The organism is Pleomorphovibrio marinus (genome assembly GCF_003347495.1).
In the GTDB taxonomy this organism is placed as follows: domain Bacteria; phylum Bacteroidota; class Bacteroidia; order Cytophagales; family Cyclobacteriaceae; genus Pleomorphovibrio; species Pleomorphovibrio marinus.
In genome coordinates this window covers 1,013,078-1,026,069 of record NZ_QCXY01000001.1, presented here as the reverse complement: position 1 = coordinate 1,026,069, position 12,992 = coordinate 1,013,078, and the positions used below count along the sequence as shown (strand labels likewise).

13 protein-coding genes are annotated in these 12,992 nt (G+C 41.5%); 3 read left to right on the top strand and 10 right to left on the bottom strand.

The window, feature by feature from the left end:
• Nucleotides 1-7 precede the first annotated feature (7 nt).
• The 8 genes from DB520_RS04320 to DB520_RS04285 form a co-directional block, all read right to left on the bottom strand.
• On the bottom strand, nt 8-763 hold the full coding sequence (locus tag DB520_RS04320; RefSeq protein WP_114748384.1) for a LytR/AlgR family response regulator transcription factor: 756 nt from the start codon (nt 761-763) through the stop codon (nt 8-10).
• A gap of 186 nt (nt 764-949) precedes the next feature.
• Complete coding sequence (locus DB520_RS04315; protein ID WP_114748383.1) at nt 950-1,681, bottom strand: LytR/AlgR family response regulator transcription factor; 732 nt, start codon at nt 1,679-1,681, stop codon at nt 950-952.
• Nucleotides 1,682-1,694: 13 nt separating this feature from the next.
• Nucleotides 1,695-2,744 (bottom strand): sensor histidine kinase, encoded by a 1,050-nt coding sequence (locus DB520_RS04310; protein WP_114748382.1) that lies wholly within the window; start codon nt 2,742-2,744, stop codon nt 1,695-1,697.
• Between the two features lie 109 nt (nt 2,745-2,853).
• Entirely contained in the window at nt 2,854-3,825 is a 972-nt protein-coding gene (locus DB520_RS04305; RefSeq protein ID WP_114748381.1) for an AAA family ATPase, read from the bottom strand.
• Between the two features lie 108 nt (nt 3,826-3,933).
• The gene (locus tag DB520_RS04300; protein WP_114748380.1) at nt 3,934-4,563 is read right to left on the bottom strand and encodes a pseudouridine synthase; all 630 of its coding nucleotides are present in this window, start codon (nt 4,561-4,563) and stop codon (nt 3,934-3,936) included.
• A 1-nt stretch (nt 4,564) separates the two neighbouring features.
• Complete coding sequence (locus tag DB520_RS04295) at nt 4,565-5,401, bottom strand: OmpA/MotB family protein (protein WP_232834833.1); 837 nt, start codon at nt 5,399-5,401, stop codon at nt 4,565-4,567.
• 78 nt (nt 5,402-5,479) lie between these two features.
• Nucleotides 5,480-7,573, bottom strand: coding sequence for an ATP-dependent DNA helicase RecG (recG, locus tag DB520_RS04290; protein ID WP_114748379.1), 2,094 nt, complete (start codon nt 7,571-7,573; stop codon nt 5,480-5,482).
• Nucleotides 7,574-7,617: 44 nt separating this feature from the next.
• Nucleotides 7,618-8,679 (bottom strand): phosphotransferase enzyme family protein, encoded by a 1,062-nt coding sequence (locus tag DB520_RS04285; RefSeq protein WP_114748788.1) that lies wholly within the window; start codon nt 8,677-8,679, stop codon nt 7,618-7,620.
• 257 nt (nt 8,680-8,936) lie between these two features.
• On the opposite strand from DB520_RS04285, the gene DB520_RS04280 reads away from it, so the two are divergent.
• Complete coding sequence (locus DB520_RS04280) at nt 8,937-10,712, top strand: sodium:solute symporter family protein (protein ID WP_114748378.1); 1,776 nt, start codon at nt 8,937-8,939, stop codon at nt 10,710-10,712.
• A gap of 13 nt (nt 10,713-10,725) precedes the next feature.
• Nucleotides 10,726-11,148, top strand: coding sequence for a Fur family transcriptional regulator (locus DB520_RS04275; RefSeq protein WP_114748377.1), 423 nt, complete (start codon nt 10,726-10,728; stop codon nt 11,146-11,148).
• On the opposite strand, the gene DB520_RS04270 is transcribed toward DB520_RS04275, so the two are convergent.
• Nucleotides 11,145-11,378: a hypothetical protein gene (locus DB520_RS04270; RefSeq protein WP_114748376.1), complete on the bottom strand. Its 234-nt coding sequence runs from the start codon at nt 11,376-11,378 to the stop codon at nt 11,145-11,147. The two genes, DB520_RS04275 and DB520_RS04270, sit on opposite strands and share 4 nt — an antisense overlap.
• A 178-nt stretch (nt 11,379-11,556) precedes the next feature.
• Here DB520_RS04270 and DB520_RS04265 point away from each other — a divergent pair, with 178 nt between their 5' ends.
• Nucleotides 11,557-12,027, top strand: coding sequence for a YcxB family protein (locus DB520_RS04265; RefSeq protein WP_114748375.1), 471 nt, complete (start codon nt 11,557-11,559; stop codon nt 12,025-12,027).
• A 39-nt stretch (nt 12,028-12,066) separates the two neighbouring features.
• Here DB520_RS04265 and DB520_RS04260 read toward each other — a convergent pair whose 3' ends face one another.
• The gene (locus tag DB520_RS04260) at nt 12,067-12,981 is read right to left on the bottom strand and encodes a hydroxypyruvate isomerase family protein (RefSeq protein ID WP_114748374.1); all 915 of its coding nucleotides are present in this window, start codon (nt 12,979-12,981) and stop codon (nt 12,067-12,069) included.
• Nucleotides 12,982-12,992 lie beyond the last annotated feature (11 nt).

The following is a 12,992-nucleotide window of genomic DNA, read 5'->3' as shown; positions in this document are numbered from 1 at the left end:
ATTCTGTTTAACTCTCCGTAATGGTATTCAACTTGGCCAAAAAGCTATTGTAGTACTGCCTTCCCACTGGCACCACGTCACCAGTCTTGAGGTTTATTTCTTTGGTGTTGAAATTGTCTATTTGTGCCAACTGGACAATGAATGATTTTTGAACCCGCAGGAAAAGCTGAGAAGGCAACTTGTCCTCCATATCCTTCATGGACTTCCGTATGGTGAAGTTTCTGTTTTTGGTAAAAATTGTCACCATATTTCCATTGGCCTCCACATAATAGATATCCTTGTAGTCCACTCTCTCAAATGCATTGTCTGCTTTTATATAAACCGCGTCTGTCACCAAATATGGGCTTACATCCAATCCAGGAGAACCACCATCCATCAACATCGGCCTCGTCCTTTGGTTGTAAAGGACTATCTCTACCATTGCATGAATATCGTTGCTGTTAAATGGCTTAACAATAAAGCCAGCAGGATGGGTTCTTTTGGCCCTCTCTATGATGGCCGGGTCACTGTAGGAGGTCACATATACGATGGGCGCATCCACCATTTGCTGGATAATCTCCCCGAGTTCAATGCCATCTTTGTCTCCTTTTAACTTGATGTCCATAAACACCATATCCGGCCGGTATTTCTTTACTACTTTGATGGCCTGGTTTGCAGAATTGGCAATATCAATATTGACATAACCCAAAAGTTGGAGTATCTCTTCGATATTTTCAGAGATATTTACATCATCCTCTACTATCAAAATGCGTTCTTCTTTCATGTTGGTTGTCCATTTAGTTAAAAATTAAAGGAGGAAAGTTTTCCTAATTTATTAGTTTTCGATTTGCGTTTCAACGAGGTCTTTCGCTCATTTTAAATAAGCTGTAAAGAGAGAACATTTTATTAAATATACAATAGTTTACATCAAGATGTAAACTAAGTGCGCAAAAAACATACCGATAATCATTTAAAGGCTCATTAGATCTTTGAAGCGTGCAGCTTGCCTTCTACTCACTTCAATCCTGTCCCCGCCTTTTAAGGTTACCACCAAGCCCCCATTAAACCAGGGCTCTATGGATTCTACCCAGCTCAAGTTGATAATGTGTTTACGGCTAGCCCTGAAGAAGGATTTCTCATCCAGCCTTTCGTCTAGTGCATTTAGGGATTTGTGGATCATTGGCTTGTTGTTATCAAAGTATACCTTGATGTAATTGCCATCAGACTCAAATAATCTCACGTTAGCCAATTTTACAAACCAGCACCTGTCCCCATCTTTCACAAAAACCTGGTCGTTGAGGGTAAGTTTGTCGGGACTACTTTCCACGTCCTCCTTCTCATTCTTTAGCTCTTCCAGTTTCCTTTCCAATTTTTTCAAGGTCTCCGCCAACCTCTCTGGTTCTATGGGTTTGAGCAGGTAATCGAGGGCATTAACCTGAAAAGCCTGGATGGCAAATTCATCATATGCAGTAATAAAAACCACCAATGGAACATGATCCAATTCCTCCAACAAGTCGAATCCTGTTTTTTCAGGCATTTGGATGTCTAGGAATATGACATCCGGCTGCTGCTGTTCTATCTTTTCCTTGGCGTCATCTACATTAAGTGCTTCTCCAATTACCTCAACATTGTCATGAATGGAAAGAAGACTCATCAATTCCTTTCTTGCCAACCTTTCGTCATCTACAATAAGTGCACGCATTTTTCTGATATTTTTATTCTAAGTTACTACTTTGTTTTGGTATTTTTATTTCGGTCACCACAAAATCTTCACCATGGTTAAAGATTTTGAAGGATGCTTTACCATTATAAATCAATTTTAACCGCTCAATGGTGTTGGATATCCCATGCCCACCTGTTTTGTTGTGGTTTTCCTTTTTTTCCTTTAACTGCCCACTATTTTTAACCCAAATGTAGAGATCCTCCAAAATTCCAATATTGCATTTTATCAGGATTACCCCACCCCTCATCAGGTTACTGATGCCATGTTTAATGGCATTCTCTACGATGGTCTGTAACATCATTGGGGGTATCCTGTAGTGATACGCGGCATCTTCTATCTCATAAATGACTTTCAGGCGCTCTTCAAACCTTATGGTTTCCAAGTTGAGATAATCTTTTACCGTATTCAGTTCCTCTCCAAAGGGGATGGTTTTATGCTTATCCACAATTAGGGCGTATCGGAGTATATTGGAAAGCTGGGTTATAGCAGATTTGGCTTTTCTGGGATCTTCATCCACTAAAGCCCTGACACTGTTGAGCGCATTGAAGATAAAGTGGGGATTCAGTTGATTTCGGAGTTGGATTAATTTGATCTCATTAATTTTCGCCTGGTATTTAAGGGTAGAATTGTAGTTGTTTAAAAAATAATACAGAAAATAAATCATGGACCACAGGGTATAAAAAATATAACTACCTATCACATTTGCCAACAAGACGTAGGGGGAAAATTCTTCACTGGCATCAAATATGTCAAAAATGATTTTAATCACTATCTGAACACCAGCATTTATGATACTCAGCAGGCTAATGGCCATAAATACTCGGATGAGCAATTTTTCAATCGGAAAATCAAACCATCCATGGTTCTTGATGACATACCTAAATACATGGGTGGATAAAAAATAAAAAGTGGCCAAGGACAGATAAGCCCCTACCAATATGGGAGTTACTCCCCTACTGAGTGAGGCAAAAAAAAGGCTCACAAGTGCATAAGCCAGCCATCCTGTAATTTGAAGTAGCCAATAAAGTTTGTTTTTATCCATAAACTGACAATAAATGTAAAAATTTGTCAGGATAAAACTAAACTAATATCACATTACCTAAATCTTGGGATGGAAGGTTTAAAACAAAGCTTGACAGAAGAATTGAAGATCAGTTAAAAGCCGCAGACTTATTTAGGGGTATTTTGTCCAAGATTCTATGGATTAGGTCCCTGGTGCTAACATTGTCAGCTTCTGCTTCATAATTGAGAAGGATTCGGTGATTCAACACATCCAAAGCCACCTCTTTAATATCTTCAGGCAACACATATTCTCTTCCTTCCATATAAGCAACAGCCCTAGCTGCCAGGTTCAAATTGATACTTGCTCTGGGTGAAGCTCCAAACTGGATGTAGGATGCCTCCTCCTTCATTCCATAATTTTGAGGAAATCGTGTGGAAAACACCAACTCTATAATATAGCGTTCCAATGGTTCGGCTATCTTCACATTATTGATTTCCTTTCTGATATCAAAAATCTCCTCCTTACTTAAAATAGCGTTTACATCGGAGGCAAAAAAGGCATTGGTCATCCTCCTCATCACCTCCATTTCTTCATTTTTGGAAGGATAATCGATATTCACTTTCATCATAAACCTGTCCACCTGGGCCTCAGGAAGGGGATAGGTGCCTTCTTGATCTACAGGGTTTTGTGTAGCCAAGACCAAAAAAGGCTTATCGAGTAAATAAGTTGTCTCCCCAATTGTCACTTGTTTTTCCTGCATGGCCTCAAGCAAGGCAGACTGAACCTTGGCCGGTGACCTGTTGACCTCATCTGCAAGTATGATGTTGGAAAAAATTGGCCCCTTTTTAACTTCAAAATTAGCATTAAGCTGATTATAGATCATAGTGCCAATCAAATCAGAGGGCAAAAGGTCAGGGGTAAATTGAATTCTCTTAAAGTCAAGGTGGAGTACCTTGGCAAGGGTATTCACCGTTAGGGTTTTTGCCAGACCTGGAACTCCTTCCAACAAAATATGGCCATTGGTGAATAAGCCCACCAACAATCGATTTACCATCCTGTCTTGCCCAACTACTACCTTCTTGACTTCTTGTATTACTTCCTGGATCTTGTCTTGATACATTTCCTAAAATTAAAACTGTTCATGCTGCTAACGAAGCATTTTACTTCATATTGGTTTTTGCTTCGCTTCAATGGCCTAAATTAGGATAAATCCACTATAATTCACAATTTATCTGGATGATCGGTTTTGCTTTTTATTCTTGTTTTCTAAGGTTCCTGGCTCTAGCTGTAGGCCATGAAGAACTTCTGCCTGTGATAGAATCCTGACTTCACCTACGCCAAATCCCTCTATGCTTAACTTTTCCGTCCCCCACCTGACCAATCTCAAAGTGGGAAACCCCACTGCCGCAGTCATTTTCCTAACTTGCCTGTTTTTCCCCTCAGTCAAAGAAAGGCTAATCCAAGACTCAGGCACGTTTTTCCTAAACCGAATGGGGGGATTACGAGGTGGAAGATTGGGTTCCTTGGCAATAAAATCAGCTTTCGCCTTTTTGGTTACGTAATACCCTTGTCCAACTTTTATCCTTACCCCTCTCTCCAAGGCTGATATGGCCTGTGGGGTAATCTCTCCTTCTACTTGAACCCAATACGTCCTTATATGCCCGTACTTAGGGTCAAGTAAATAATGGTTAAGTGCTTTATCGTTGGTGACAAGAAGCAGACCTTCACTATCCTTGTCCAGTCTTCCTACAGGATATACGTCGGAAGGAAAATCATATAAGGTCTTTAGCGTATCTCCATCCCCACTAAACTGAGATAGCACACCGAAAGGCTTGTATACCAGAAAATAGAGTGGCATTTTATTGCCTTAAAAGATTAAACAACTCGTCTAGATTTGGAGTAAGTATTATTTCTGTTCTCCTGTTTTTTGCCCTTCCTTCACTAGTCTCATTCGAATCCTTGGGGTCATAATAGCTTCTTCCGGCGGCAGTTACCCTTTCCGGCTCTACCTCATAATTTTCTGTCAAAATACGCACAATTGCCGTTGCCCTGGCTGTACTTAGTGCCCAGTTGTCTTCAAACCTTCCTCTAATCGGAACGTTGTCCGTATGACCTTCCACCATTATCTCTATGTCTTCATTATTGATTAGAACCTCGGCTAGTTTACCCAAAGCCTCTGTTCCTTCTTTGTTTACTGTTGCGCTTCCAGAGGGAAAAAGCAACTTATCCTGCAAGGAAACGTAGAGCTTGCCTCCTTGTTCGTATACCTGCAATTCATCGGATCTGTACTGGATCAGAGCCCGGTCCACTGTTTCTTTCAAGCCACCCATTATGGCCTTTTGCTCATCGAGAAGGGATTGCAGGTTATCGAGCTTTTCTTGCTGCTCCAATAACCTCCTTTCCTTTTCGGACAATTCTTGCTGAACGGAGGTTGAGGTGGATTGTGCCTTTGCCAATCGATCATTCAGGTTTTCATTTAGGGTCTGCTCCCTCTCAAGTTCAATTTTTACCCTATTGAGTTGCCTCTCCGTACGGGATAGTTTTTCCTTGGTATCGGCCAGTTCCTCCTCCAGGTCGCTTAGGTTTCTGGTAAGATTACTTATCCTTATATTGGCATCCAAATATTTCTTTTTCGAAACGCAGGAGAAACTAAGGATTGCTAAAAAAATAAGCAAAACAGGTAATGACTTTATCATAACAAAATGGGTTTTAATGTTCCATTAAATAGAGTAAAAATCATACCAAATTGATAAATAAAAATAAAATATTCTGGTTTAAGAGATTCTACTCCAGTTTAGTGCTCCCTTTTTTTGCCTTTTTATTTGTTCTTTCACACAGGCATTTTCCGGAAGGGTCAACTCTGCATCGCCTTGAAGTAAATCCAATGCAGCTTCCCTAGCCCGGCTCAAGATGGGAGCATCCTTACTAAGGTCAGCAATAGTAAGATCCATAAGTCCGGATTGTTGCGTCCCTGCCAGGTCTCCGGGACCCCTAAGTTTGAGGTCAACATCTGCTATCTCAAAGCCGTTATTGGTGCGTACCATGGTTTCCAGCCTTACCCTGCTATCCTTAGATAACTCATATTTGGACATCAGGATACAATAGGACTGGCTTGCACCCCTGCCAACCCTTCCCCTGAGTTGGTGCAACTGAGAAAGACCAAAACGCTCAGCATTTTCAATCACCATCACCGTGGCGTTGGGCACGTTCACTCCTACTTCTATTACGGTGGTGGCCACCAGAATTTTTGTTTCTCCTTTAGCAAACCTTCCCATTTCATATTCCTTGTCGGCAGCCTTCATGTTGCCATGCAATATTCCGATGGGAAATTCAGGAAATGCCCTGCATACACTTTCATATCCATCCATTAGGTTCTTCAAGTCTGACTTTTCTGACTCCTCTATCAGGGGATACACCAAATAAACCTGTCTCCCCTGTTGGATTTCTTTCCGAAGGAAGCCAAAAACCCTTAGTCTATCCTTGTCGTAGCGATGTACTGTTTGTATGGCTTTTCTTCCGCTCGGTAGCTCATCAATCACAGAAATATCCAAATCCCCATATAGGGTCATTGCCAAGGTTCTAGGAATTGGGGTAGCGGTCATCACCAGTACATGAGGAATAAAAGCTTTGTTTTTTGCCCAAAGTTTTGCCCTTTGCGCAACTCCAAACCGATGCTGCTCATCAATGATGGCCAGACCCAGGTTTTCAAAAACTACAATGTCTTCCAACAAGGCGTGGGTTCCGATAAGGATCTTCAAATGCCCTGTGGCTAATGCCTGGTGCAGTTTAGTCCTTACTGATTTTTTTGTGCTCCCAGTCAACAGCCCAATGCTCAATCCCATTTTTTTGGCAAAGTGCTTAAGTCCTTCAAAATGCTGGGTGGCTAGAATTTCGGTGGGGGCCATCATACAGGTTTGAGCACCTGAACCAATCGCCACAAGGAGACATATGAAGGCCACGATGGTTTTTCCAGAGCCTACATCACCCTGAATAAGCCTATTCATCTGCTTTCCGGATTTGAGATCCGCATAAATTTCCTTAATAACCCTCTTCTGGGCATTGGTGAGGGCAAAGGGAAGATGGGTATTATAAAAATGGGTGAGCAATTGGGTGTCTTGCAAAACCTGTCCCTTGAATTTTTCAATCCTTGAAAGCTTCATGCGAAGCAACCTGAGTTGCAGATAGAAAAATTCTTCGAATTTCAATCGGAAACTGGCCTTTTGCATTTGAAGCTCGTCGGCGGGAAAATGGATATTCCGAATGGCTATTGCTTTATCAATAAGGCCATATCGAGCCCTGATCGATAGTGGCAGCGTTTCTGGAATTTGGGAAAGAACTATAGGCAAAAGATTGGCAATAATTCTGGAAAGGCCTTTGCTGTCGAGAAATTTACCCCTCAACTTTTCGGTGGTGGGGTAAATGGGCTGTAAGGCTTTCTTTTCATTTTCCTTTTGCGTAAGTAGCTCCAATTCCGGGTGTGCCATACTGTATTTCCTTCCATACAAAGCCGGCTTTCCAAAAGCTACGTAATAGGCACTTGGTTTAAGTTTTTTTGCAACCCATTGAATTCCCTTAAACCAAGTGAGCTCCATTGTTCCCGTTTCATCTGCGAATTGGGCTACCAAGCGCCTTTTTCTTCCAAGTCCTTGGGACTCGATCTTTCCCAGCCTTCCGATTACCTGCACATGGGGTAGGTTGGGGTTTAATTGGCTGACCTTATAAAAGGTACTGCGGTCCTCATACCTAAACGGGAAGTGGGAAACCAAATCAGCATAGTTGAAAATCTGCAGCTCTTTGTTTAAAAGCTCTGCCTTTTGTGGCCCAACACCCTTTAAATAGGCTACATCTGTTTCAAATATTCCATTCAAGGCAATGAGTGGTTTGGTTCACTTATAAATTATTCTCTAATAACTCACTTTACCCAGGTGTTTACATGTTCCTGAATGGACGGCCTGTTTATTTTAAGGGCTTGGAGCAAGCATCTCTGGTTTTTGGACCGGTGGAAATTTTGTTCTGGATAGCTAATTTGGTAATAGATGTTTCCATTTAAATAGTCGGTAAGAAACCTTAAGCCCATAATACAGGTCATCATTTCGCCACCAAAGATAAGGGATTGGAGTTCCTCCTTGTCTAAGCTTCCCACTAATGGCTCAAAAAACCCATCAATGAGGGCATGGTATTTTGGCAGGTCCACGCCGATATTTTCCCAATTCACCGATCCCTCGTCTTCTGTACATGCCACCGTCCTGACCAAATCCCCAAAGTCATAAAACACATATCCGGCCATTATGGTATCCAAATCAATCACGGCATTTACTTGGTTCAATTCGTGATTGAAAATAAGATTGTTGATTTTGGTGTCATTATGAGTCACCCTCAGTGGCAAAGTACTACAATACCCCTTGTACTTATCCAGCAAATCCTTTTGATCCAGGTAAAAATCAACCAGATGAGACAATTGCCCATTTATTTTTTTCTTGCTATTGGCTACTGCCACTTGAAACTGATCAAACCTTAGGGACAAATCATGAAAACCCTGAATAGTTTCCTGCATCAATGTGGCGTCTAAGTCCAGATAGGTCTTCACAAAATTGGAGAAGGCAGATGCGGCAATTTTACAAGGATAGGTTTCTTGGAGTGCGTCCTTTGTAGCCCCATCCACAAATTGGAAAAGCCGGTATAGCTCACCATCCAGTTTTGTGAAAAGCTCACCCTTTTGATTGGGTATGGGAAGGGGCAGAGCAAAGGGTAATGCAGAGGTCTTTTCATATTCTGAAATAAGCCTAAGGTTATTGGCAATCCGGTCTGGAAATCTGAAAACCGTATCGTTGAAACCCTGAAGAATGTAGTCCCGGCGGTCTGTATTTAGCAAATAGGTATTGTGAATATGCCCAGAGCCAAACTTGCTGATTTTACGGATGCCTCCAAGGTTGTACGTTTCTGAAATTTTTGTTGTACTTTCAATCGCTTTCAAAGGATTCAATTTTTAGGTACCCTGATGATTAAGATAGGCAAAAATAAAATAGTTATGTTTAAATATTTTCTAAAGAGACTATATTTACCAAAGCAGTTAAAACAGATAGCTTTTCCACAAGACAGCCATCTGAAATAATCAAAAAATTTTATAAAGAAGGTGAAGTTTAAATAAAATTTCATTTATTTGAAGAATTAATAAAGTAAAGGTAACATTCTGAATTCAAACCTAAGAAAGGAGCAATAAATCCAAAGATTATGAACGTAACGGCGATAGATTGGGCCATTATCATAGCATTTTTTGTGATATCTATGCTAATTGGAATCATCACTTCCAGAACGGCCGGCAAAAGTGCCAAGGAATTTTTTCTATCAGGAAGAAACATGCCCTGGTGGCTTTTGGGTGTTTCGATGGTAGCCACCACATTTTCGGCAGATACCCCAAATCTAGTGACAGACATCGTAAGAAAAGACGGTGTTTCGGGAAATTGGGTATGGTGGGCCTTTTTGCTTACAGGGATGTTAACCGTCTTTGTATATGCAAAGCTTTGGAGAAGATCAGAGGCCACGACAGATTTGGAGTTTTATGAAATAAGGTATGGAGGTAAACCAGCTGCATTTTTAAGGGCCTTTCGTGCCTTGTATCTTGGGGTGTTTTTCAATGTAGTTATCATGGCCACAGTCATCTTGGCCGCAATAAAAATCTTTGGCGTTATGCTTGGCTTAACGCCCTTCCAAACCTTATTGGTAGTCTCTGTGGTGACGGTAATTTACAGTTCGCTGGGTGGTTTAAGAGGAGTCCTTTTGACGGATTTCTTTCAGTTTTTCATAGCTATAGCCGGTGCTTTTGGTGCGGCGTATTATATCATCAGCCTTCCAGAGATCCAAACTCTAGACAATTTATTGACGCATCCAAACGTAAGAGACAAGCTTAATATTATCCCCGACTTTAATGATTGGAACTTACTGGTGCCGCTTTTCATTATGCCACTTGCCATACAGTGGTGGGCGACATGGTACCCAGGTGCGGAACCAGGTGGGGGTGGATACATTGCCCAGCGGATGTTGTCGGCAAAAGACGAAAAAAATGCCATAGGAGCGACCTTGTTGTTTAACATTGCACATTATGCCTTGAGGCCCTGGCCATGGATCATAATAGCCCTGAGCTCGTTGATCATTTTCCCCCAAGTGAGTGACATTCAAGAAGCTTTCCCTAATATCCCGGCGAATAAACTCGGAAATGACTTGGCCTATTCAGCCATGTTGACCTATCTTCCTACTGGGTTGCTAGGGGTAGTTTTGGCCTCCTTAATCGCCGCAGTGATGTCTACCCTATCCACCCATTTAAACTGGGGGTCTTCTTATGTGGTAAATGATTTTTACAGTCGATTTATAAAACCCCAGGCTTCAGAGAAGGAATTGGTAATGGTAGGAAGGCTATCCACAGTGGGACTTATGGTCTTAGCAGCCTTGCTTGCCCTGGCCCTGTCCAATGCATTAGAGGCATTTAATATTTTGTTGCAAATTGGAGCCGGTACGGGGTTAATATTTATTCTAAGGTGGTTTTGGTGGAGAATCAATAGTTACACCGAAATTTCTGCGATGATAATTTCCTTTATTGTCGCGGTTTACTTTGAATACATCCATGAAAAAACCGGGATACTTCCTATACCTGAGGATATGGCCTATCTAAAATTGTTGGCTGGGGTTGGAATTACCACATTCACCTGGATTTTAGTAACTTTGCTTACCAAGCCTGAAAAAGACGAGGTATTGCTTTCCTTCTACAGGAAGGTGAGGCCTGCGGATTGGGGCTGGAGAGCCGTTTTGAACAAGTATCCGGAAGAAAAGGCAGAACCAGGGCAACTTCCTATGGAAATAGGCCTGATGCTTATTGCCTCCATAATGGTATATTCGGCGTTGTTTGCTACCGGATTTTGGATATATTCCAAGCCCTTGCCCGCAAGCATCGCCAGTATCATCACAGTGATAGGTGCTGTTTTGGTCTTTAGAGGCTGGAAAAAAATGAGGTAATTATTAAAGAATTATGGGAAATATTCCTAACACCACAAATATTCTTAAAGACAATAAACTCAGGGTAACGAGCTGCAGGAGAGATGTTTTGGCCACTTTTATTACCAGGAAGGTTGCTTTGTCCCATTCGGATTTAGAAGAGGCTCTGAAAGAAAACTTCGACAGGGTTACCATCTATCGTACCTTAAAGACCTTTTTGGATTCGGACCTTATCCACAAGGTGTTGGATGATAGTGGGGCTACTAAGTATGCATTATGCACCCATAATAGAAGCGAACCACACCATGAACACGAACATGTTCATTTCAAATGTGAGAAATGTGGAAAGACCAATTGTATTGAGGAGGTAAGCCTGCCAAAAATAGCATTACCTGCGGGCTACTTAAGTAAAGAAATGAGTTTGTTGGTAGTTGGGATTTGCAAAGAGTGCAGTTAAAACTCCACTGGGGAGGATTTTTTGTCTTTTAGCTTATCCTCAGATGGCCAAATTATGCCTGGAGGTAGGTCAATTTTGGGAGGCGTCATGTCTTCAACTCCCCCATCCCCATCATCATCGTTATTATTGCGGTTTCTGTTGATCCTGGCTTTGGTGAGTGTAGCTACAAAGTAGATTAGCACCACATAGGCTATTCCACATAATACGAGGTCAATTACCAGGCTACTCATAGACAATCACTTTTATCTTTTCAAATTACAACATAAAAATCAATATGTCAATTAATTAACCAAGCTAGTTTAAACAATGTTGTAAAAAATTGAAAATACCATTTCAATAAGGGAATAAACTTGCTATATAAGACTTATCATAGGATATTTGCATTTTGAAAATTTCAATTCAGACCTAATGATCGTAAAAACGAAAAAATACCAATTGCCGACAGGTACCTACATAAAGATAGGGTTAAAGACAATTTTAAAGGAACAATGGTGGGTGGCCCTTATCGCAGTTGCCATTGCTGCCGGTTATTTTTGGATTCCTTCATGGTGGTGGATCAGCATGGCTATTTTGGCCTATGCACTTTATTGGCTTTTTTGGCTTATCCAATTCGCAGGAGTAACCCAAATGGAGCAAAATAAAATCATGTTTGAAAAAATGTCCTATGAAATAGACAGCAGACAAATATTGCTCAAAATTAACCCAAGGCAAGGCATGCCAGTGAAATGGGATATGATCAAAAGGGCCCAACAGAAAAAAGAAGGGTTCCTCTTCGTCATGTCCAAGGCTCAATTTATTTATTTGCCCTACAAACTTTTCAATTCTGACAACGAAATAAAATTCATAGAAACCATTCTTAAAAGAAAAGGATATGTATAAAAAAAGGAGCCAGTTGGCTCCTTTTTCTATTGTTTGGCCTCACATAAATGCATCGGCTTTTCTGTATGCTTCTATCAGCTTTTCTTCACCTTCTTTGCCTGGATGGGCATTTCCGTGCTCCATGCCCATAATGCCTCGATAACCTTTGTCATGGATATGCTTGAAGACATTCAGGTAGTTTATCTCCCCGGTTCCAGGCTCTTTCCTGCCAGGATTGTCCCCAATTTGAAAATAGGCGATCTCATCCCAACAATGGTCTATGTTGACAATAAGGTGTCCTTCGTTCTTTTGCATATGATAGACATCATACAAAACCTTACAGGAAGGGCTATCCACCGCCTTACAGATCATGTAGGTTTGGGTGGATGTCCTCAGAAAGAGGTTTGGTGTATCACTCAAGGGCTCCAATACCATCACAAGTCCATGAGGTTCCAGGATTTCACAACCTTTTCTCAGAGCCTCGATAACATTGGCTGTCTGAATATCCATGGGAAGGCTCCGGTCAAAGTCACCGGGTACAACGGTTGTCCATTTGGCATTTACCCGCTTTGCTGTTTCTACCGCCCTTCTGCACCCCTCCAAGAAGACTTCTGTATTCTCCTTTTTCCCTGATGCAAAGGTATTGGCAGCGTTTCCACCTTTATCGAGGACGAATACGCCCATATCCATTCCCAACTTGGCAAGGTGATTGCCGATTTTTTCCTGTACCTCCTTTGGCCTTCCCATCATACCATTATCCTCTAAGCTTCTAAAGCCTTTTTCATACATAAAGTCCAGCTGGTCTATGAAATCATCCCCAGCATGGCCCTTGAACATGCCAAAATGGGGGGCATAGTTCATGTTAAAGGTGCTGTCGGCATCAGGACGTAGTCCATAGGCATTTACCGAGGAGACACTAGTGAGTCCCGCAGCCGCTCCTAAGGATACGTTTTTGATAAAATTTCTTCTCTTCATGTTAAAAGTCT